Origin of the sequence: Halobellus sp. LT62 (assembly GCF_037031285.1) — an archaeon.
GTDB classification, from domain to species: Archaea; Halobacteriota; Halobacteria; order Halobacteriales; family Haloferacaceae; genus Haloquadratum; species Haloquadratum salinisoli.
In genome coordinates, this window is sequence record NZ_JAYEZO010000001.1 from 691,861 (window position 1) to 711,475 (window position 19,615).

Annotated in this window: 22 protein-coding genes; 6 read left to right on the top strand and 16 right to left on the bottom strand. The window is 67.8% G+C overall.

Features of this window, described 5'->3' with window-relative positions:
- Window positions 1-97: 97 nt before the first annotated feature.
- Window positions 98-1,363, top strand: coding sequence for a DNA repair protein NreA (gene nreA / locus U5919_RS03500; RefSeq protein WP_336022138.1), 1,266 nt, complete (start codon window positions 98-100; stop codon window positions 1,361-1,363).
- A gap of 131 nt (window positions 1,364-1,494) precedes the next feature.
- Window positions 1,495-1,893 carry a TRAM domain-containing protein gene (locus U5919_RS03505; protein WP_336022140.1) on the top strand — a complete coding sequence of 133 codons (399 nt, stop codon included), beginning with the start codon at window positions 1,495-1,497 and terminating at the stop codon, window positions 1,891-1,893.
- Window positions 1,894-1,920: 27 nt separating this feature from the next.
- Here U5919_RS03505 and U5919_RS03510 read toward each other — a convergent pair whose 3' ends face one another.
- The 12 genes from U5919_RS03510 to dapA form a co-directional block, all read right to left on the bottom strand.
- A complete protein-coding gene (locus U5919_RS03510; RefSeq protein ID WP_336022142.1) occupies window positions 1,921-3,654 on the bottom strand; it encodes a radical SAM protein in 1,734 nt (577 codons plus the stop codon).
- A 207-nt stretch (window positions 3,655-3,861) separates the two neighbouring features.
- The gene (gene psmA / locus U5919_RS03515; protein WP_336022144.1) at window positions 3,862-4,647 is read right to left on the bottom strand and encodes an archaeal proteasome endopeptidase complex subunit alpha; all 786 of its coding nucleotides are present in this window, start codon (window positions 4,645-4,647) and stop codon (window positions 3,862-3,864) included.
- Between the two features lie 4 nt (window positions 4,648-4,651).
- Complete coding sequence (locus U5919_RS03520; RefSeq protein ID WP_336022145.1) at window positions 4,652-5,131, bottom strand: Rpp14/Pop5 family protein; 480 nt, start codon at window positions 5,129-5,131, stop codon at window positions 4,652-4,654.
- Between the two features lie 6 nt (window positions 5,132-5,137).
- Entirely contained in the window at window positions 5,138-5,806 is a 669-nt protein-coding gene (locus U5919_RS03525) for a class I SAM-dependent methyltransferase (RefSeq protein WP_336022146.1), read from the bottom strand.
- Window positions 5,790-6,542 carry an RNase P subunit p30 family protein gene (locus U5919_RS03530; RefSeq protein WP_336022147.1) on the bottom strand — a complete coding sequence of 251 codons (753 nt, stop codon included), beginning with the start codon at window positions 6,540-6,542 and terminating at the stop codon, window positions 5,790-5,792. Before U5919_RS03530 ends, U5919_RS03525 begins: the two co-directional genes overlap by 17 nt.
- Window positions 6,543-6,745: 203 nt before the next feature.
- The gene (locus U5919_RS03535) at window positions 6,746-7,297 is read right to left on the bottom strand and encodes a BGTF surface domain-containing protein (protein ID WP_336022149.1); all 552 of its coding nucleotides are present in this window, start codon (window positions 7,295-7,297) and stop codon (window positions 6,746-6,748) included.
- Window positions 7,298-7,398: 101 nt separating this feature from the next.
- Window positions 7,399-8,526 (bottom strand): M20 family metallopeptidase, encoded by a 1,128-nt coding sequence (locus tag U5919_RS03540; protein ID WP_336022151.1) that lies wholly within the window; start codon window positions 8,524-8,526, stop codon window positions 7,399-7,401.
- Window positions 8,527-9,459 carry a diaminopimelate epimerase gene (gene dapF / locus U5919_RS03545; RefSeq protein ID WP_336022153.1) on the bottom strand — a complete coding sequence of 311 codons (933 nt, stop codon included), beginning with the start codon at window positions 9,457-9,459 and terminating at the stop codon, window positions 8,527-8,529.
- Complete coding sequence (gene lysA, locus U5919_RS03550) at window positions 9,456-10,706, bottom strand: diaminopimelate decarboxylase (protein ID WP_336022154.1); 1,251 nt, start codon at window positions 10,704-10,706, stop codon at window positions 9,456-9,458. The genes dapF and lysA overlap by 4 nt, the downstream gene beginning before the upstream one ends.
- On the bottom strand, window positions 10,703-11,548 hold the full coding sequence (locus U5919_RS03555) for a 2,3,4,5-tetrahydropyridine-2,6-dicarboxylate N-succinyltransferase (protein WP_336022155.1): 846 nt from the start codon (window positions 11,546-11,548) through the stop codon (window positions 10,703-10,705). The genes lysA and U5919_RS03555 overlap by 4 nt, the downstream gene beginning before the upstream one ends.
- On the bottom strand, window positions 11,545-12,390 hold the full coding sequence (gene dapB / locus U5919_RS03560; protein ID WP_336022156.1) for a 4-hydroxy-tetrahydrodipicolinate reductase: 846 nt from the start codon (window positions 12,388-12,390) through the stop codon (window positions 11,545-11,547). Before dapB ends, U5919_RS03555 begins: the two co-directional genes overlap by 4 nt.
- Window positions 12,391-13,305 carry a 4-hydroxy-tetrahydrodipicolinate synthase gene (gene dapA, locus U5919_RS03565; protein ID WP_336022157.1) on the bottom strand — a complete coding sequence of 305 codons (915 nt, stop codon included), beginning with the start codon at window positions 13,303-13,305 and terminating at the stop codon, window positions 12,391-12,393.
- 364 nt (window positions 13,306-13,669) lie between these two features.
- On the opposite strand from dapA, the gene U5919_RS03570 reads away from it, so the two are divergent.
- Both U5919_RS03570 and U5919_RS03575 read left to right on the top strand, forming a co-directional pair.
- On the top strand, window positions 13,670-14,167 hold the full coding sequence (locus U5919_RS03570; protein WP_336022158.1) for a LabA-like NYN domain-containing protein: 498 nt from the start codon (window positions 13,670-13,672) through the stop codon (window positions 14,165-14,167).
- 117 nt (window positions 14,168-14,284) lie between these two features.
- Complete coding sequence (locus U5919_RS03575; protein ID WP_336022159.1) at window positions 14,285-14,779, top strand: PUA domain-containing protein; 495 nt, start codon at window positions 14,285-14,287, stop codon at window positions 14,777-14,779.
- Window positions 14,780-14,805: 26 nt separating this feature from the next.
- Here U5919_RS03575 and U5919_RS03580 read toward each other — a convergent pair whose 3' ends face one another.
- Entirely contained in the window at window positions 14,806-15,825 is a 1,020-nt protein-coding gene (locus U5919_RS03580) for a presenilin family intramembrane aspartyl protease PSH (RefSeq protein WP_336022161.1), read from the bottom strand.
- Between the two features lie 110 nt (window positions 15,826-15,935).
- On the opposite strand from U5919_RS03580, the gene ddh reads away from it, so the two are divergent.
- Entirely contained in the window at window positions 15,936-16,889 is a 954-nt protein-coding gene (gene ddh, locus U5919_RS03585) for a D-2-hydroxyacid dehydrogenase (protein WP_336022163.1), read from the top strand.
- A 64-nt stretch (window positions 16,890-16,953) separates the two neighbouring features.
- Here the strand turns inward: ddh and U5919_RS03590 are convergent, their stop codons facing one another.
- Window positions 16,954-17,181 carry an H/ACA ribonucleoprotein complex subunit GAR1 gene (locus U5919_RS03590; RefSeq protein ID WP_336022165.1) on the bottom strand — a complete coding sequence of 76 codons (228 nt, stop codon included), beginning with the start codon at window positions 17,179-17,181 and terminating at the stop codon, window positions 16,954-16,956.
- A gap of 2 nt (window positions 17,182-17,183) precedes the next feature.
- The gene (gene srp19, locus U5919_RS03595; protein WP_336022166.1) at window positions 17,184-17,465 is read right to left on the bottom strand and encodes a signal recognition particle subunit SRP19; all 282 of its coding nucleotides are present in this window, start codon (window positions 17,463-17,465) and stop codon (window positions 17,184-17,186) included.
- Between the two features lie 315 nt (window positions 17,466-17,780).
- Here srp19 and U5919_RS03600 point away from each other — a divergent pair, with 315 nt between their 5' ends.
- Window positions 17,781-18,971, top strand: coding sequence for a M24 family metallopeptidase (locus tag U5919_RS03600; RefSeq protein ID WP_336022167.1), 1,191 nt, complete (start codon window positions 17,781-17,783; stop codon window positions 18,969-18,971).
- Window positions 18,972-19,008: 37 nt separating this feature from the next.
- Here U5919_RS03600 and U5919_RS03605 read toward each other — a convergent pair whose 3' ends face one another.
- Complete coding sequence (locus U5919_RS03605; RefSeq protein WP_336022168.1) at window positions 19,009-19,512, bottom strand: hypothetical protein; 504 nt, start codon at window positions 19,510-19,512, stop codon at window positions 19,009-19,011.
- Window positions 19,513-19,615 lie beyond the last annotated feature (103 nt).

Below are 19,615 nucleotides of genomic sequence, written 5' to 3' on the forward strand. Positions count from 1 at the left end.
GGTGACGACAAACATCCGCCGCGCGACCACGACAAACGCTCGCCGCGTGACCGCGAACGCCGAACCTTCATATCCGTCGACGCCGCAGTATCACCCGATGAAACTGGACGAGTACGTCGACATCGAGCGCAACGAGCGGGCGGAGCGTCGGCGACTCGCCGAGGAGAAGTCCTACGACATCCTCGATCACCTCGAAACGTTTCAGGATCGCTTCGAGGAGACGCTGCAGGGCGACTCGCTGTACGGCGGCGTCTCCCCGTCGATCTTCGTCGGCACGTCGAACTACCCGCGCGTCTCGACCGGCCTGCTCTCGCCGGTCGGTCACGACGAGGACGCCGAGCGGTTCGAGACGTCCGGCGCGTGGTACGACGAGGGCGTCTCGATCAACGACGTCTTCGCGCGGCGGACGTCGCTTCTCAACTCCAATCGATCCCAGAAGGTGACGAACGTCGCCGACTCGTGGAACGGGTTCCTCGGAACTCAGCGGGAGGTCGCGATTTCAGATCGGCCGGTGACCGTCGAAATCGGCCTCGACGAGCGCCCCGATCTCGACCTCGACGTCGGCATCGAGGACGTGGCGACCCCCGTCGGCCCACGCGCCCGCGCTCGCTCGGCGGATCTTGCTGAAAACCCGCACGTGCCGCGACTCGTCAAGAAGACACTCGAAGACGACGACTGGAACGCCGAGGGCGCGATGACGTACCTCTATCGCCGCGGCTTCGACGTCTACGACGTCAACACCATCCTCTCGGCCGGCGCGCTCGGACAGACCGAACAGCGCAGACTCGTCCCGACGCGGTGGTCGATCACCGCTGTCGACGACACCGTCGGACAGTATCTGCGGGGGAAGGTCAGACCGACCCCCGGGATCAACGAGGTCGAGATCCACCGCAACGAGTTTATGGGTAACGCCTTCTGGGTGATTCTCGCGCCCGGCAAGTGGGAGTACGAACTCGTCGAGATGAAAGCGCCGGGCAGCGTCTGGAACCCCGATCCCGAGGCGGGGATGTACCTCGCCGCCGACAGCGAGGGCCGAGAGGGACGGACGGGGTACGTCGATGAGACCGCCGGGGCCTATCACGCCGCGCGATTGGGCGTCCTCGAACACCTCGAGGAGCGCGGCCGCCAGGCGAAGGCGCTCGTCCTTCGGCACGTCTCCGACGACTACTGGGGGCCGGTCGGCGTCTGGCAGGTGCGCGAAACCGTCCGCGACGCCTTCGACGACGAACACGGGACGGCCGAGACGTTCGCCGACGCGCTCGCTGGTGTCGCCGAGCACCTCCCGGTGTCGCTGTCGACGCTCCGTCGAAAGTCCACGATGGCCGCCGGGCTCCAGACGACGTTCGGCGACTTTAGCCGGTAGGGATGTTAGCCGGTAGGGATGTTAGCCGGTAGAGTCGTCGCCTCACGGCGGCGATCGACCCTCGTTTCCGTCCCGAGTGCGGCGGTACTACTTTAACGATTCGCGGAGACGTACCATCGGAGGTCTGTACGGTGGAAATCTCAGATAAACTCTTGTGTCTGTTCAACGCGGATGTTCGTGAAGAAGGCGACCGCTATCTCGTCGAAGTGCCGAAACGCGAGGTCGAGACCGGGTCGATCGAACCCGGCGAGGCCTACCGCGTCGCTCTCATCTCTCGCGCGGTCGAATCGCCGTCGGAGGCGACCGAGACCGAACAGCCGACATCGGAACCGCAACCGCCGGTCGAACCCGGCGAACTCCGCTACGTCGAGATCGAAGACATCGGCAAGCAGGGCGACGGCATCGCCCGGGTCGAGCGCGGGTACGTCATCATCGTCCCCGGGACGGAGATCGGCGACCGCGTGAAAATCGAGGTCAGCGAGGTCAAATCGAACTTCGCTGTCGGTGAAGTGATCGAAGAGGAGATCTAAGCGGCGTTCGTCCTCCGCTTTCGATCGCTACTCTGCTTTCGGTCGCTCCTCGCTCGGGTAGCTTCCAGTGAAGGTCTCGAAGTCGATTTCGGGACTCCGAACAGCCGCCGCCGACTCGTATGGTCTGTTGATCACGATGTCGCCCGCGGTACGGTCGCCGATGCCCGGGATTGCCGTCAGTTCGTCCATCGTGGCCGCGTTCGGATCCAGCGGGTAGGGAACGGCCGTGACCGATCGGTAGCCGTGGTCGACGACCGCGACGTCGATCGTCCGTTTCAACTCCCGTTCTCCGGGAATCCCAACGAGGAGCGGGTAAGTGCCGAGCTGACGGCCGAAGGTCCGCCCGTCCTGATGGTACTCGAGGTGGACGTTCGGTAGCACCGTCCCGACGGGCGCGAGCCGCCGCAGCATCGGCCGGTCGATCTCCTCGCGTATCTCACGTTTGTACGCCTTGAAGCGCTTCTTGTGCGCGTTCGCGATGTTCGCGCCCTCGTCGGCCATCTCGGTGCCCTCGAAGGCCATCACCTGCCGGATGTTGATCCGTCGGACCATCAGCCCGGCGTCGTAGACGCGCTGAAGGAACTGCTTGTTGTGCTCGAACGTCTCCGCGCGCTCGCCTTTCAGCCCGTGGAGGAGGTTGATTCCGGGGAGGAGCTTCGGGAGACGATTCGCCGCGTTCGCGCCGTGTGTCGGCGCGTCCGCGGGGTCGTCGCCGGGCCGCCAGCCCGCCTCCTCGTTGACGATTTCGATAGCTCTCAAGCACTCGTCGGCGGTGACGTTCAGCGTGTTTTTCTCTTGGACGACCGGATCGGCAGATTCGAGGCCGAACGCGGCGGTGTCGCCGGGCGTGTTGTGCTCGGCGATGATCCGGATGCCCTCTCTGGCCGCCTCGGGCCACTTGACCACTGTAATCGGGTTCATATTGTCGAGGTGCAGCGTCCCTAGATCGGGGGCGACCTCGCGAATCCCGCCGTAGAGATCCCTGAGTGCGTCGGGATTCGGCGCTTCGCCGTCCCCACCGTACGCGAGGATGTCGGCTTGGCGGCCGATTCGGAGGTGGCGCACACCCCGCTCGTAAAGCGACTCGACCTCGCCGACGACCGACTCGGGCGTCCGGAAGGCGGGATCGCCGTACATCGGCTCCGTGCAGAACGAACAGCGGTACGCACAGCCGCGAGAGGTCTCCAGTTCGCAGATGAGATAGTCGGGATGGTTCGGGTGCTGCTCGACGACGAACGCGCCCTTCGCGGCCCATCGGTCCAGTTCGTCGTTGTCGCGGTAGCGGTTCTCGAACCCTTCTAATCCACTGTCGACGAGGTCGTGGGCGGCGGCCTCGACGTCGGCCATCGCGAGGAAGTCGTAATCGAGGTCCTGTCGCTGCATCTCCTGTGCACCGGCGTTCTCTTCGCCGACGCCGAAGCGGATCGGCCCGCCCATCACGGAAACACCCTCGGCTGCCCACGCGAGTTCGCGTACCTCGTCGGGTTCGGCGGGCGTCCCGCCGACGTACTTGCCGGGGACGGTCATCCCGCCGAGGTAGACGAGGAGGTCCGCGTCGGCGACGTCGGCCCACTTTCGCCGCTCGTCGCGTAGTTCGTCGATCGTGTGATAGGTGATGTTCGACTCCGGAACACCGGCGTCGACGATCGCACCGGCCGTGAACCGCGGGTACGTCGAGATGTACGGGGGCACGCCGAAGTGCGCCGGCTCGTCGACGTAGCCGTCGACGAGCGTCACGGAGAGATCGGCCGGATCGGTCATACCGTGGGAAAGAGCCCCGAGCGGTAAAACGCTCACTCTCTGGGGACGTCGGACTGGGGCTGAATTTTGACAGCTCCGGCCCCACAAGGGTTCGTCTGAAACGAGATCTCGCCCGCGAGCAGGGCGCGGCTCTCGGGCTTCAATCCGCTCGCGGCGAAAACGAAGAATACGTTCGCGAGGCGAACGAGGCCACCGAGTCGAGGCGAGTTACTCCTCGTCGGCGTCGGCGTCGGTGTCGGGGTCCTCGTTGACGTCCTCGTCACTCGGTTCGAGGTCGTTGTCGGCGATGTACGTCGCGATCTCGTCGTTCGAGAGTTCGACGAACGTTTCGGTTTCTACGGTGACCGTGGCGACATCGACGCCGTCGGCGGCGAGCTCGTCCTCGTTGGCCGAGGCGATCGCCCGAAGCGCGAGGCCGACGCCCTCGTCGAGCGTCAGGTCGTCCGCGTAGTTCTCTTCGAGGTGCCCTTGGAGGTCGCTGCGGTCCGCGCCGATCGAGACGGCCTTCCACTCGTAGGGCGTTCCCGAGGGATCAGTCTCGTAGAGTCTGGGTTCGCCGTTCTCGACGCCGCCGATGAGTAGCGCGACGCCGAACGGGCGCGCGCCGCCGACCTGCGTGTACTGCTGGATGTGGTCGGTGACGTTCTTCGTCAGCGTCTCGATACCGATCGCCTCGCCGTAGCGGAGTCGGTTGACCTGCGCCTGCCGCCGCGCGAAGTCGATGAGCTGACGCGCGTCTGCGACGTGGCCCGCGGAAGCGATGCCCGCGTGGTCGTCGGCCTTGTGAATCTTCTCGACGCTCGTCGGTTCCATAAGCGGCGACCGAGAGCGCTTGTCGGCCGCGAGGACGACTCCCTCGGACGTTCGGACGCCGACGCTCGCGGTCCCTCGCTTGACTGCCTCTCTGGCATACTCCACCTGGTAGAGGCGACCGTCGGGCGAGAAGATCGTGATTCCACGGTCGTATGCCTGCTGTTGGCCTTGTCCCTGCATAGTATCACTCGAAATCGAGCCGCGTCGCGCCCGCGAATCCGTCCCCGACCGCTACGTCGACGCGGTCGCCGCGAACGACGGCGGGGGTGGATTCGGTCTCGAACACGACGTCTCTCTGTTCTCCACCTCCGGTCCCGCCGTTCAAATACCTTTCCTCACAGGAACGCACGGTGCCCGAAATTCCGCGGACGCGCAGGCCGACGGGGTGACCGTCGAGGCGATCGAGCGCGGCGATCGCTGCGCGAGCGCGCTCTTCGGTTCCGCGGTGGGCGCGAACGATCGTCTCTCCGTCGCCGTCGCCGAAATGGAAGGCCAGAACCGTCAGGTCCGTCTCGGCGCTGCCGGCGTCGCCGTAGAGGTTCTGCGCCGCGTACCACAGATCGCGCTGGAAGGACCCGCGGTCGAGGTCGGCGTCGGGCCACGTCTCAATCCCGACCGCGAGATAGCGCCAGCGCGGCTGAAGGTGCTTCGGGAGGTGTTTCACGCGCGCTCACTCCTCCATCCCGTCCGGGTCGCGGTCCGCCGGCGTGACTCCCACGCGCTCGCTGGCGTCGCCGAATCGCTCGGCGACGAGCACGCCCACCTGATCGTGCACGCGCTCGACGGCCGTCAGCACGAACCCTTCGTCGGTCAGTGCGTCGACGAGCGTCCCGACCGTTGCCGGGTCGTCGACCTCGGGGTCGTAGAACGGTTCGTCGGGGTCGGGCGTCCCGAAGAACATCACGTCGCCGAGGACGAACCGCCGCGGGTTCAGATTCGCGATGACGGCGATCGCCTCGCGCTTTTCCGCATCGGAGAGGTGGTGCATCGCGAAGTTCGAGGTCACCAGATCGACGTCGCCGTCGTAGTTGGGCTCGCGGAATCGACCCTCACCGAACTCGACGTTGTCGATTCCCTCCGTCTCGGCCTTCGAGCGGGCCGTTTCGAGCATCCCCTCGCTGATGTCGCGGCCGATTACCGTCTTCGCTCTCGGCGCGAGCGCCAGTGCGATCGCGCCCGTGCCGGTCCCGAGATCGAGGACGACGTCGTCGGGGCCGGGCGCGGCGTGCTCGACGACGAGATCGGCGCACGCGAGGTACTCCGCGGAGTCCTGTTCGTCGTCGTACGAGGAGGCGAACTCCGAGAAGCGCTCGGCGTGCTCGTCAATCGTCTTCTTCATATCGACCACGTTCGACGCCCGGGGCAATGAACGACTCGGACAGGTGCTCGCGGTTGCGGGCGACGAGCCGTCTCCACTCGTCGAGTCCCTCGCGGGTCCACTCCCGGCCGAGGCCGACTTCCTCGCCGACCGCGGCCAACTCCCGCGGCGCGCGAAGCTCCAAGTGGGAGGTCGGGTTCGCGCTCACGACGTACGGCGCGTCGTAGTGATCGAGGAGCCGTTTCAGCTTCCGGAGTTTGGTGAGGTGGCGGACGCGGTGGCCGCCGCGCTCTCGCAGCACCGGCCCGAGGTTCACTTCGATCCGGACGTCGTTGTCGCGGGCGGCCTTCGCGAGCACGTGGTTGACGTCGCCATCGCCGTTCCCGTTTCGATTGACCCGTTCGCCGTCGCCGCCGTCGCCCGCGTCGATCGGTCCCTCGAAGGGCCGCGCGAGGATGTCGACGCGTTTCTGTTCGACCGCAAAGCGGTTCAGCGCGTTCGTTCCCCCGCAGACGATGACGACGGTGTGTTTGGTCCGGGCGTTGCCGACCGCACCGCTGGCGTGCTGTGGATCCTCGGCGACGATTTCGGCGGCGTCGACGACGTCGACGGGGAGTGCATCGCGGAGGCGTTCGTAGTCGGGTCGCGCGTCGTCAGCGCGGACGACCACGCCGTCGTACCCGTAGCGCTCGGCCGTCGCCGCGAAGCGAGCGGCCGTGCTCTGTCCGTCGGGGTGGGCGTGGACCGCCTCGTACATACCCGAGCAAACGCGTTCGGGGGGTATGGGGGTTACGACTCCGCCATCGACACGCACGGCGGCCCCGCGTGTCGGCCGAGCCGTAGACGGGCGGCCCGCCGTAGACAGGTCACCTCTGTCGAGGAGCTCCGTCAGTCACGTCCGAAAGCGTCGTTCAGTCGCGTCCGAAAGCGTCGTTCCGGTCACGTCTGAAAGAGCGCCGCTCAGCGTCGAGTTCGGAAGAGCGCCGCGCTCCCGACGATCGCGACGAGGGCGACGACACTGCCGAATCCGGGCGCGGACACCGGCGAATCACTCGTCTCCGTCGGCGTCGCTTGGTCGTTTTCGATCGGGATCTCGAAGTCGGCGCTGCGGTCGTCGCTCTCGCTCGCAACCGCCACGGAGACCGCGACGGTGTCGTGTTCTTCGACCGCCGAGAGATCGACCGTCGCGTTCCACGCACCGTCGCTTCCGACGGTCGTCGTCTTCACCTTCAGGAACTGGGGACTCGTCTCGCCGGTCGAGGAGATCCGGACCTGAATCGACGTCCCGGAATCGAGCGTCGACGTCCCGCTAACTGTCGCGTCTTGGACAGATTCGACCGCTTCGGAGTCCAACTCGATGGGGGCGTCCTCGGACTGTGCGGCGACGGGGGACGCAACAGCACCCACAGCGGAGACGACGAGAGCTGTCACGAGCGCGAGCGCGGTCAGCCGGCGAAGGTTCAATGCCGCGACGAGCCGCCGATACAGCGACTTCGATGGAGGGCGTGTCATTGCGTCCGGATCGACGGACGGACGGATCAAGTACTCGGGGATAGCTTAAACGCTCGCTTGAGGCCGCACTCGGTATGCGGCCGCGTTTCTCCGAGCGACCGTCAGCGTTCTCGACCGACGAGCCGCCGCGTCGCGTCGGTCAGCGCCGCGGCAGCGCGGCGCAGGTCGTCGACGTCGACGTACTCGCGGTCGGCGTGCGCGACGGCCCCCTCGTCGTCGGCGAGGTGGCCCGGTCCGAAGACCACGACCGGCGCGGGCGAGAAGTACGACGCCTCCGTCGCGGCGGTGAAGGGGCGCACGACGCCCGAGCCGCCCGCCCGCTCCGAGGCGTCCGCCAGCGTCCGAACGAGTTCGTGGGACGCGTCGGTCGCGAACGCCTCGAGGAAGGGCGTCGGCCGATCGGTGAGGGAAAAGTCGACGCCGACGTCGTCGGGAACGGCCTCGCGAACCGCAGCTTCCAGTTCCGCGCGGAAGCCCTCGGCCGTCTCGGGCGGAACGCTCCGCCGATCGAGGACGAGTTCGCACGCGGCGGGCACCTGATTCGTCGACTCGCCGCCCGACACGACCGTCGGGGTTAGGGACGCGGAGCCGAGTTGGGAGTGTGACTCGCGCCCGGCGTCGAAGGTTCGGATCGCCGCGAGCGCACCTTCCAGTCCGGCGATGGCGTTGACCCCCGAATCGGCCTCGGCGGCGTGCGCGGCCGAGCCGGTGAGCGTCAGCGTGCCCTGAAAGCGCCCCTTTGCCGCTGGGCAGACGTCCAGCCCGGTCGGCTCGCCGACGACGTACAGGTCGGCGTCGAGGTCGAGCGCGGCCGCGCCGGTCGAGAGGACTTCTTCGTCGGGTGTCACCGCGAGCGTCACGCGGGCGTCGTCGCGCGTTTCGATCGCGAAAAACGCCGAGAGGATCGCCGCGAGCGGCCCCTTCGCGTCGCAGGAGCCGCGCCCGCGGATCCGGACGAGATGGCCGTCGATCTGATCGCGCTCGAACGGGACGTGCGGCGAGACGGTGTCGATGTGGGTGTTGAAAACGAGGTGCGTCTCGGGATCCGTCGCGCCCTTCGAGGCCAGCGTGTTCCCGGCGTCGTCGACGCGGGCGTCGATACCCCGTGACTCGATCGTCTCGACGAGGAACTCGCGCATCTCGGCGACGTCCTCGTTCGAGGCGATCGGGACGGCGGCTTCGAGGAACGAAACGGCGTCGAACGCCGGTTCTTCGACGGTTCCGGACATCTACACCGACCGCATTACGGTAGCTAACTCGCCGACGAACTCCCGTTCGGCGGGACCGGCGAGCGTCGCCGACTCGCCGTCGGGGACGGTGATCCGGAGGTCGCCGCCGGGCGGGCTGACGGTCACTTCCTCGTCGCCGCCGATGAGTCCGAGCCGCTTGGCGACCGCGGCGACGGCGACCGCGCCGGTGCCGCAGGAGCGCGTCTCGCCCTCGACGCCGCGCTCGTAGGTGCGCTGACGGAAATGGGGTCCGTCCGTGTTCGTTCCCGCGTCGGTGTCCGCTCCGTCGGACGCTGCCTCGTCGGTTTCGGCGGAGGCGACCCGCGAGGCGACGGTGACGTTCGCGCCCTCCGGGAAGACGTCCGCGTGCCGAACCGCGGGGGCGACGGCTTCCAGATCCACCTCGTCGACGTCGTCGACGATCGCGACCGCGTGTGGGACGCCGGTGTTCACCGCCGTCACGGTGAGTCCCTCGACGTCCTCTTCGATCAGCTCCGTATCTCTGACGAGCGGGACATCGCGCGGAGCGAAACTCGGTTCGCCCATCTCGATGGTGACGCCGGTCTCGTCGACGATCGCGTGGCGCGTGCCAGCGGGCGTGTCGATCATCAGTTCGGTCGAGCCGGTGCGTTCGGCGGCCCACGCGGCGGCGACGCGCGCGCCGTTGCCGCACATCGCCGCGACGGAACCGTCCGGCTGGACGAGCGTCATAATCACGCGCGGCGGCGAGTACTGCGGCTCCAAGGCGAGAAAGAGCACGCCGTCCGCGCCCGTTCGCTTCGAGGCCTCGTGGTCGACACCGCTCTCGCGGTCGCAGTGCGTCGTCGCGAAGGCGGGGCGGTCGGGGATCGATTCGACGGCGTCGACGACGATGAAGTCGTTGCCGGTGCCGTGGTACTTCTCTACTGCTACTCGGTCGTGCTGTACGCTCATTGTTCCAGTGCGGTCAGGTCAGTCAGGGTCTCTCGCCGTCGGGCGAGGCGAACGGTCGTACCGGACAGCGCGACCTCCGCCGGTCGCGGCCGGGAGTTGTAGGTGCTCGACATCTCGTATCCGTACGCTCCCGCGTTTCCGACGGCCAAGACGTCCCCCCGGTCGGGACGCGAGAGCGGTCTGTGTTCACACAGTACGTCCGCGGACTCACATATAGGTCCCGCTACGGTCACATCGATCGGTTCAGCGTCCTCAGCCCCGGAAAGGTTCGATATCGCGTGATACGCGTCATACATCGCCGGACGGAGCAACGTCGTCATTCCAGCGTCGATTCCGACGACCGTCGCGTCGCGCGCTTGCTTGACCGTGTTGATCGTCGTCAGGAGGACGCCCGCGTCGGCGACGACGTACCGGCCGGGTTCGACAGCGAGTGTCGCCCCGACCTCGCCGAGCGCCTCGCGGGTCGCCTCCGCGACCGCTTCCAGATCCAGCGGCGGTTCGTCCTCCTCGTAGGGGACGCCGAAGCCGCCGCCGACGTCGACGAATTCGAGCGGGCCGACGCGCGATTCGACCTCGCGGGCGAGGTCTCCCATCCGACGCACCAGTTCGCGGTGCGCCGAGAGGTCCTCGCCGGAGATGCCGCTGCCGGCGTGGGCGTGGACGCCGACGAGGTCGAACTCCTCGGCCCACCGGGTAGCGAGGTCGGCGACGCGCTCGATCGGAATCCCGAACTTCGCGTTCGCACCCGTCGATACCTTCTCGTGGTGACCCGCGCCGACGTCCGGATTCGCTCGGATGCAGAGCCGGCCGTCGAAGCCGCGCTCGTGGAGCCGGTCGACCGTGTCTTCCGCGCCGACGGTGATCGTCAGTTCCGGGTGCTCGCGCCAGCGCTCGACGACGAGATCGAGGTCGCCGGCGGGCGGGTTGACCGCCGTGTACTGGACCCGGTCGCCGGGGAACCCGGCGACGAACGCGCGCTCGACTTCCCCGGCGGAGGCGCACTCAGCGTCGAGTCCCGCCTCGCGGACGGTCCGCAACACGGACTGACCGGCGTGGGCCTTCACCGCGTACTTGACGTCCGCGTCGGCGAACGCGCTCCGCAGTCGCGCGCAGTTCTCCGCGACTCGATCGAGGTCGACGACGTACAGCGGGGTCTCGTACTCCCCGGCGAGCGCGACGAGTCGCTCCTCGTCCCACGCGTCGAGGCGTCTGACCGCCGGCCCGCCGTCGGCCTCGCCCGCGTTCATTCCCGCAGCGCCTCCTCGCGACGGGTCTTATCGAGCGTGTCGTCCTCGATGTCGAGGGCGACGACCGCGGGCTTGTACGCGCCCGACTCGAAGAGGTCGTGGTCGCCGAGCGAGGACTCGACGTAGCGGGTGAACGCGCGGCGGTCGGACGGGAGCTCGCCGTAGATGACCTCCTCCTCGACGAGGTCGTAGACGGGAATCCGCGGGCTGAGAAGCGTGTTCTCGCCGACGACGGTGTTCTCGCCGACGTGGAACCCGGAGGTGACGCGGCAGCCCGCGCCCAGCGAGACGCCGTCCTCGACGATCACGGGCGCGTCCTCGACGGGTTCGAGCACGCCGCCGATCAGCGTGTTCGCACCGAGCTTGACGCCCTCACCGAGCTGCGCGCACGAACCGACGGTGTCACAGGAGTCGACGAGCGTGCCGTCGCCGACGTGCGCGCCGATGTTGACGAACGACGGCGACATCATAATGCAGTCGGAGCCGAGGTACGCGCCGCGGCGGATCGCCGTGCCGTCGGGCGTGTTGCGCGTGCCCCGGCCGCCGAGGTCCGTCGTCGAGCGCAGCGGCAGGACGTCGTAGTAGGTGACGTCGCCGTACTCGCGGGGGAGCGTCTCTCGCAGGCCGAAATTGAGGAGAATGCCCCGCTTGACCCACTCGTTGACGACCCAACCGTCCGGGCCGCTCTCTCCCACCTGCTCGGCCGCCCGCACGTCGCCCGTTTCGAGGGCCTCGAGGAACGCGTCGAGCGTCGAGCGCGCCGCCGACCCCGCGCTCGCGGCGTCGACCTCGTCGTCCTGATAGCGCTGCCACAGATCTTCTACGTCGGATTCCAAGCTCATCGTGAATCAGTGTCTCTGTCGTCGTCGTCTCCGTCGGCGTCTAAGACTTCGTCGAAATCGTACCGGCCCGCGTCGCGGCCGGCCAGCCACGTCGCCGCGTCGAGCGCGCCCGCGGCGAAGATGCCCCGGGAACCCGCGCGGTGGGTCAGTTCCAGTACTTCGTCGTTGCCGGCGAGAAGGACTTCGTGCTCGCCGGTCACATCGCCCGCGCGGCGGGCGTGGACGCCGATCTCGTCGCCCTCGCGGGGCTGCTCGCCCACGCGGCCGTGGACGCGCTCGGCGTCGTCCTCGCGGCTCTCGCTCGCTCCGCGCGCCTCGTCGATGTCGTCGAGGATCGTCAGCGCGGTTCCCGACGGGGCGTCGCGCTTGCCGTTGTGGTGCGTCTCCGTCACCTCGATGTCGTAGCCGGGCAGGGCGGCGACGGCCTCGCGGACCGCGCGCCGGAGCGCGGCGACGCCCCGCGAGAAGTTCGACGCGCGCAGGAAGGGAACCTCGCTCGCGACGGCGTCCAGCGCCGCCTCGCCCGCCTCGTCGTAGCCGGTGGTGCCGACGACGACAGCGACGCCGTTGTCCGCGGCCGCTCGGAGGTACTCGACGCTCGCCTCGGGGACGGTGAAGTCGACGAGGACGTCGACGTCGTGTTCCGCGAACGCCGCGCCGAGGTCGTCGTCCGCGACGACCGCGTCGGGTGCGTTCGGAGCGTCGCCGCTCGGGACGGCCTCGGGCGTTCGACTCGCCGCCAGCACGAAGCCGACGTCGTGGTTGTCGGCCGCGGCGGTGAGCAGTTCGCCGCCCATCCGACCGCTCGCGCCGGTGATCGCGACGGTGAGACCGCTGCCCATTCAGACGGCCTCCGTGGCTTCCGTTTCTCGGCCTTCGTCGAGGTCCGTGAGTACCTGTTCGAGTTCCGCTCGGTGTTCCGGCTCGATCTCGGTCAGCGGCGGGCGGAGCGCGCCGGAGTTGTGCCCGCGGATCTCCATAGCGGCCTTCACCGGAATCGGGTTGGTCTCGACGAACAGCTGGCGGAACAGCGGCGAGAGCTCGAAGTGGAGCTCGCGGGCGCGTTCGAGGTCGCCGTCGAGCGCGGCGTCGACGAGCGCGACGTTCCGCTCGGGTTCGACGTTGCCCGCGACGGAGATGACGCCGCGGCCGCCGAGCGAGCAGATCGGCAGCGTCAGCGCGTCGTCGCCGGCGAGCACCGCGAGGTCCTCCCCGCGGGTGTACTCGATCACTTCGGAGATCTGGCTGACGTCGCCGCTGGCGGCCTTATATGCTCGAACGTTCTCGTGGCTCGCGAGGTCGGCGACCGTCTCGGGCTCGACGTTCTGTCCCGTGCGACTCGGGACGTTGTAGACGATCTGCGGGAGGTCGACCTCGTCGGCGATCGTCCGGAAGTGCTCGTAGAGGCCGGCCTGCTCGGGCTTGTTGTAATAGGGTGAAATGAGAAGCAGTGCGTCAGCGCCCGCGTCGGCGGCGCGTCGCGAGAGGTTCAGCGCCTCGCGGGTCGAGTTCGAGCCCGAGCCGGCGACGACGGGGACGTCGTCGACGGCCGCGACGACCGTCTCGACGACCTCGATGTGTTCGTCGTGGGTCAGCGTCGCGCTCTCACCGGTCGATCCGGCGGGAACGAGGCCGGCGACGCCTGCGTCTTCGAGCCGCTGTGCGTCCGCGGCGAGCGTTTCGTGGTCGATTTCGCCATCTTGGTCGAACGGCGTGGTCATCGCGGGGAACACGCCGGTAAAGTCGATCTGTGTCATCGTTGTGGGGGTGTAGGGGTCTCTACCGTGTAGGGTGTATCGGTTGTCGGTTCGTCGATCGGCGGTTCGTCCGTGAACGCCGGATCGAATCTCGGTGCGCGCTCGGTCGGTGGGTCGCCAAGAACGGGGATGTCACTCCCGCTCAGAGCGTCGAAGGCGCGCGTTTTTTACCGCGGAAAAGAGGGCCACGCGTCGCTGCCTGACGGAGCGAAGCCGTCGAAGTCGACGTGGCGCAGGTCACACCGGAGAGTGGACGCTCCGGCATAATATACGTTTCGTCGTTCGTACGAGCCGCAGTCATCGCCGACAGGGTTCCGACCGACAGGACCGGACATTCATGTAGTAAGGCGTCCCCAAGGACAGTATGACCGAGATTCACCCGAGTCAGCGGGTGGCGATGCTCGCAGACGCACAGAACCTCTATCACACGGCACAGAGCCTCTACTCGCGGAACATCGACTACGCGTCGCTCTTAGAGAAGGGCGTCGCGGGCCGGGACCTCACGCGGGCCATCGCGTACGTCGTTCGCGCGGACTCACCGGACGAGGAGAGCTTCTTCGAGGCGCTCGTCGATATCGGCTTCGAGCCGAAGATCAAGGAGATCAAGACGTTCGGCGACGGCTCGAAGAAGGCCGACTGGGACGTCGGAATGAGCCTCGACGCCGTCACGCTCGCGAACCACGTCGACACGGTCGTCCTCTGCACCGGCGACGGCGACTTTTCCAGACTGTGCTCGCACCTCCGCCACGAGGGCGTCCGCGTCGAGGTGATGGCGTTCAAGGAGTCGACCGCCGAGGAGTTGATCGAGGCGGCCGACACGTTCCTCGACCTCTCGGAGCGTCAGGACACGTTCCTGTTGTGAGTCGCGTCGGGGGTGAGCGGCCCTCATCGACCCGGCCTTCCGACGTGGACCGCGACTGTCGGCGGCTGAGCGACGCGGACCGCGACTGTCTTGACGCTCCGCCGGAAACGACGCGGTATGAGCGATGCAGACGGCGAGACGCTGGCGGAGTTGCGGACCATCGCCGACTACCAGTTCGGCGCGGGCGCGGGCGAGGCGCTCTTTCCGAGCGACGGCGACGAGTCGCTGACGGTGCACCGGTCGACGAGCGGCCGTCCGCGACAGCTCGTCGCGCCCGGCGGTCGGATCGCCTCCTACCTCACCGACGGCCGGTTCACCCTCGGCGTCGCGGGCGGGCGACGCCTCGTCGGCGCGCTCGACTATCCGGCCGCCCGCGTCGTCGTCGGCGACGAGAGCGAGCCGTTCGTCCGCGACGGCAAGAACGCCTTCGCGAAGTTCGTCCGCGACGTCGACCCCGACGTCAGACCGGGCGACGAGGTCGCTGTCGTCCGCGAGGACGACACCGTACTCGCTGTGGGGAGAGCGGAGCTCTCCGCCGACGCGATGGCTGACTTCGAGACGGGGATGGCGGTCCACGTCCGCGACGGCGCGGGAACGGGCGACGAGGAGTAATCACCGGCGACGTCGCACCCGACGCCTCACAGTCCGATCGCGGTGAGAATCGGCACGCCGCTGACGAGCGCGCCGACGAGGTAGCCGCCGATCGCGCCGCCGTTCAGGAGCGGCAGGCCGGCGTGTGCACGTCCCTTCAGGACCATCCAGAGCAGAACGAACAGCCCGGCGAACGTGCCGATCATCGCCGTCAGTGCCGGCAGCGTCAGCGCCGGGAGCCACGCGACGCCGAGCGACGGGGTCAAGTCCGCGGGGAGGAAGAACGCCGCGCTCGCGATCATCACGGTCGGCATCACGGCGTCGCCGAGGCCGATGAAGAACGCGTCGCGAACGTCGTCTTCGTCGGCCGCGGCGTCTTCGGACTGCTCGCCGCCGCCGTCAGCAACCGACGCATCGGTGTCGGCGTCCGCCGCCGATGTCTCGTCGTCACCGCCGTCGCGCTTCGATTCTGCAACCGTCTCGCCGGCGTCGGTCTCGCGCAGCGAGTACGACAGCGTCGTCGGCACCACGAGCACGACCGGGAGCTTCAGATCCATCACGCCGGACGCCAGATCGAGCATATGTTCGGTGCCGTAGACGCTGATCGCGTCGTAGACGGCGAGCACCGAGAGGAGGAGAATCGCCGGTAAGAGGCCGAAACTGATGCCGAACAGCCCGGCCGCGCCCGCGCCCATCACGACGCCCGCGGCGTCGAGGACGTACCACTCTGGGTGGACGACGAGCAGCGCCGCGAGCGCGATCGATGCGCCAATGGCCGCCACAGGCGGCAGCAGCACGGAGAACACGTACCACGAGATCGACGCGGCGGCGACGACGACGAACGCGCGGACGACCCAGTCGAGGTCGTATTTGAACGCCGCGAGCATCGCCGCCGTGGCGACGAGGATCGCGACGATGTAGACGAGACTGTTCGTCGGATCGGAGGGGTCCTCGACGGTCTGGTACCCCGATTCGTAGAACGTCGGCACGAGCGCCAGTGCGCCGAGTTGGACGAGCAGGAACAGGAGGGCGGCGAACCCGACGCCGGCGGCGACGCGTCTTCGCATACCGGGCGTTGCGACCGCGGAACTATGGGGGTTGTGTTTCGGTCTGTGGACCCGATGGTCCGTCCGCAACGTCCGAAACACCCGTTAGGCGGGTCATCGTACGAAGGGGTATGCGTCTCGATGTCCTCGGCGTCGACCGCTCCGTGTCGGCGTTGTTCCCGCCCGAAGTACTCCTCGAAAAGCTGCAAGACTTCCCGGTCGAAACGGTGCTGATCGACGGGGATCCGGAGACGGACGCCGATTCGAATGCGACCTCGACGACGCGCTGCGACGGCGTCGTCACGTTCGCGTACCGGCCGTCGCTCCTCGAATGCGACTGGGTGCACTCGGTGCAGGCCGGCGTCGATCGATTCCCGCAGGAGCGGTTCCGCGAGGAAGGCGTGCTGCTCACGAACAGTACCGGTATCCACGGCGACGCGATCGGCGAGACCGTCGCCGGATACATGCTCGCGTTCGCCCGTCGCCTCCACGAGCACGTCGCAAACCAAGTGGAGAAACGCTGGTCGCGGCCGGCGTGGGACGAGCCGTGGACGATCGCCGGGGAGCGCGCGTGCGTCGTCGGCGTCGGGAGCCTCGGACGCGGTGTGGTCGACCGCGCCACCGGGCTGGGCCTCGACGTCGACGGCGTCCGCCGCACGCCCGTCCCGGAGCCGGGCGTCGATCGAATGTTCACGCCCGAGTCGCTCGAAACCGCGGTCGTCGACGCGCGCTTCGTCGTGCTCGCGGTGCCGCTCACGTCGGAGACAGAGGGGTTAATCGACGCCGACGTCCTCGCCGCGATGCGCGAGGACGCGTACCTCATCAACGTCGCACGGGGCTCGGTCGTCGATCAGGAAGCCCTCGTTCGGGCGCTCGAAGCCGGCGAGATCGCCGGAGCGGCCCTAGACGTGTTCGAGGTCGAGCCGCTCCCGGAATCCTCGCCGCTCTGGGAGATGGACGAGGTCATCGTCACGCCGCACGCCGGGTCGGCCACGCGGCAGTACTGCGATCACGTCGCGTCGATCGTCGCCGAGAGCGTTCGTCGCATCCGCGCGGGCGACGATCCGGCCAACCGCGTCTGTTGAGCGGAGACTGGTACGGTTGCCGACGCGTCTGTTGAGAGAAGACAGGTACGCCTGCCGACGCGGCTCACCGCGCGTACAGGCGCTTCCCGACGACCGACGCCGCGCTGACGTCGCCCGCGGGAGAGACGGCCACGTACGGGCGCGAGACGGGACCGAAAACGTCGACGACGCGGCCGACAGTCGACAGGGATTCGTCGACGGCCTCCGCGCCGATTCCGGGGTGTTCCTCGCCGTCGCAGCGGACGATGAGGAGGTTCTGCGCCGTCCGCGAGACGGTTCCGAGTCGTTGCATCGTCAGTCCCGCAGGATGCCGACGTAGGCGGCGACGGCCTGCACGAGGTCGTTCTTCGTCGAGTCCTCCGCGCCCTTCACGAGCACGCGACCGCGGTCCTCCCACTCCCGCGGGTGTGTCACGTCGCGTTCGATGACGGCGTCGTAGCCGATCTGTTGGACGGCCTGGGCGATCTCGTCGATCGTCGGGTCTTCGACGGCGTCGTCGAGCGGGACCCGGCGACCGTCGCCCCGCGAGACGGACGCGTCGAGGTAGCGCGGCCAGATGACGTTCTCGACAGCCATAGTCGAACCACCGCGGCGCGCCCGTAATACGGTTGTGGTCCTATCGCGATGATACGAATTAGTTATCGTAGCGTTTGCACTGGACTGGCTACCGTTGGTGAGGAGAACACTTCGGAAGCCCCCGCGCGCTCGCTGAGCGAGACGAAGGGAGCACTGCAGGAGCGAACGGAGTGAGCGACGAAGCGCGGGGCCCCTTCCATTCCCACCCGGTGGATCTCCGGCAGTCGTCGCGTGGATACCACCCGTCTTCGTCGTGAGCGTGGTACTAAGTTATCGATGCGACATTCTTTATCGGATTGCGACCGATCACGGGGTATGGAACCGGACCTCTCCTCGCTCGACTCGTTCCTCGCCGACGAGGGCCTTGACGGCTACCTCGTCGACGCCGATAGCTCGGATTCGACGCAGCGATACCTCTCGGGTTTCGACGCGCCCGACCCGTTCGTGACCGTCTACACCCCGGACCGGACGGCGCTTCTCGTCTCCGCGCTGGAGTTCGGCCGCGCGAAGCGGGAGGGCCGCGCCGACGACGTGTCGCGGCTGGCGGACTACGACTACCGCGAGCTTGCGGCCGAGCACGGATCGAAGGAGGCGACCGCGCGCGTCGTGGCCGCGTGGCTCGACGACCTCGGCGTCGAGCGCGTCGCGACGCCCGATCGCTTCCCGCTCGGGGCCGCCGACCGGCTCCGCGAGCGCGACGTCGGGGTCGTTCCCGAGACTGACGACGTGGTAACGGAGATCCGCGCGCAGAAGACGCCCGCAGAGATCGAGCACATCCGCGAGGCTCAGCGCGCCAACGAGACCGCGATGGACGCCGCCGAGGAGCTCATCCGCGAGGCCGAAATCGTCGCAGGCGGCCCCGATGGCGGTGACGTGCTCCGCGCCGGGGGTGAGATCCTGACGAGCGAGCGCGTTCGCGAGGAGATCGAAGTGACGCTCCTGCGGGACGGCTGCGCGCTCGACGAGACGATCGTCGCCTGCGGGACCGACGCCGCGGATCCACACGACCGCGGGAGCGGGCCGCTCCGACCCCACGAGTCGATCATCGTCGACATCTTCCCGCGCTCGAAGGCGACGAAGTATCACGCGGATATGACCCGGACCTTCGTGCGGGGCGAGCCGAGTTCGACGATCGATGAGTGGTTCGAGCTGACGCGCGAAGCGCTCGACGCCGCGATCGACGCGATCGAACCGGGTGTGACCGGCGGGGCGGTCCACGATGTCGTCTGCGACGTCTACGAGGACGCGGGGCTGCCGACGCTTCGATCCGACCCGCGGGCGGAGACCGGGTTCATCCACTCGACGGGTCACGGCGTCGGTCTCGACGTCCACGAACTGCCGCGACTCTCCCCCGACGGCGGCGAGTTGAAGCCGGGCCACGTCGTCACGGTCGAACCCGGGCTGTACGACCCCGATGTCGGCGGTGTCCGCATCGAGGACCTCGTCGTCGTCACCGAGGACGGACACGAGAACCTGACCGAACAGCCCATCGAGCTACAGCTCTGAGGCGGGAGACGCAGAAAGAATCGGAGCGAGTTCGGAGTCAGACCGACGATTCGCCCGCGCTCTCGGAGCCGTTCGACCTGCGGTTCTTCTCGTCGCGGTAGGCTTCGAGCAGTGATTCGAGCGCCTCGCCCGTTTTCGGTGTGAGGACGCCCGCCGCCTGTCGAACCACCTGTCCGTCCTCGACGAGGAAGGCGTAGATCGTCTGCTCGCCCAAGATTCCGAGTCGACGCCGGAACGCCTGTTTGTCGACCGAGAGGAAGATCGTGTTGTCGTGAACGCGCTGTCGGGCGTTCGTCGGCGACATCCCGCCGGTGACGTTCGGCGGGAGCATCCCGCCGGAGCTTCCGACGACGAGTTCGTAGTACGCGAAGTGCTCGAAGCGGTCGCACAGCTCCTTTGCGAACTGCCGCCACGAGTTGACGAGCGTCCGTTGTCGCAGGTGAAAACTCACGACGAGGAGCGTCTGCTCTCCGTCGAGATCGTCGGGCAACGTCAGCCGACGACCGTGCGTGTCTCTCCCAGGGACCGTGGGAAATTTCATCAGTGACTGCAGTCCTTACGTCCGTATTGTTATGGGGCGATTACGCGCGCATTCCCCGCCATACCGGACAGATTCGAGTATCTGTGTGTCAGCGGAGGGCCCC

Coding starts and splice junctions, on each gene's coding strand:
- U5919_RS03555 (WP_336022155.1), bottom strand. CDS start 11,548: ATGAGCTTGGAATCCGACGTAGAAGATCTGTGGCAGCGCTATCAGGAC.
- srp19 (WP_336022166.1), bottom strand. CDS start 17,465: ATGGCTGTCGAGAACGTCATCTGGCCGCGCTACCTCGACGCGTCCGTC.
- U5919_RS03510 (WP_336022142.1), bottom strand. CDS start 3,654: ATGACCGATCCGGCCGATCTCTCCGTGACGCTCGTCGACGGCTACGTC.
- U5919_RS03530 (WP_336022147.1), bottom strand. CDS start 6,542: ATGTACGAGGCGGTCCACGCCCACCCCGACGGACAGAGCACGGCCGCT.
- dapB (WP_336022156.1), bottom strand. CDS start 12,390: ATGGGCAGCGGTCTCACCGTCGCGATCACCGGCGCGAGCGGTCGGATG.
- ddh (WP_336022163.1), top strand. CDS start 15,936: ATGCGTCTCGATGTCCTCGGCGTCGACCGCTCCGTGTCGGCGTTGTTC.
- U5919_RS03605 (WP_336022168.1), bottom strand. CDS start 19,512: ATGAAATTTCCCACGGTCCCTGGGAGAGACACGCACGGTCGTCGGCTG.
- psmA (WP_336022144.1), bottom strand. CDS start 4,647: ATGCAGGGACAAGGCCAACAGCAGGCATACGACCGTGGAATCACGATC.
- dapF (WP_336022153.1), bottom strand. CDS start 9,459: ATGAGCGTACAGCACGACCGAGTAGCAGTAGAGAAGTACCACGGCACC.
- U5919_RS03525 (WP_336022146.1), bottom strand. CDS start 5,806: ATGAAGAAGACGATTGACGAGCACGCCGAGCGCTTCTCGGAGTTCGCC.
- U5919_RS03590 (WP_336022165.1), bottom strand. CDS start 17,181: ATGCAACGACTCGGAACCGTCTCGCGGACGGCGCAGAACCTCCTCATC.
- U5919_RS03570 (WP_336022158.1), top strand. CDS start 13,670: ATGACCGAGATTCACCCGAGTCAGCGGGTGGCGATGCTCGCAGACGCA.
- U5919_RS03575 (WP_336022159.1), top strand. CDS start 14,285: ATGAGCGATGCAGACGGCGAGACGCTGGCGGAGTTGCGGACCATCGCC.
- U5919_RS03535 (WP_336022149.1), bottom strand. CDS start 7,297: ATGACACGCCCTCCATCGAAGTCGCTGTATCGGCGGCTCGTCGCGGCA.
- lysA (WP_336022154.1), bottom strand. CDS start 10,706: ATGAACGCGGGCGAGGCCGACGGCGGGCCGGCGGTCAGACGCCTCGAC.
- U5919_RS03580 (WP_336022161.1), bottom strand. CDS start 15,825: ATGCGAAGACGCGTCGCCGCCGGCGTCGGGTTCGCCGCCCTCCTGTTC.
- U5919_RS03540 (WP_336022151.1), bottom strand. CDS start 8,526: ATGTCCGGAACCGTCGAAGAACCGGCGTTCGACGCCGTTTCGTTCCTC.
- nreA (WP_336022138.1), top strand. CDS start 98: ATGAAACTGGACGAGTACGTCGACATCGAGCGCAACGAGCGGGCGGAG.
- U5919_RS03600 (WP_336022167.1), top strand. CDS start 17,781: ATGGAACCGGACCTCTCCTCGCTCGACTCGTTCCTCGCCGACGAGGGC.
- dapA (WP_336022157.1), bottom strand. CDS start 13,305: ATGACACAGATCGACTTTACCGGCGTGTTCCCCGCGATGACCACGCCG.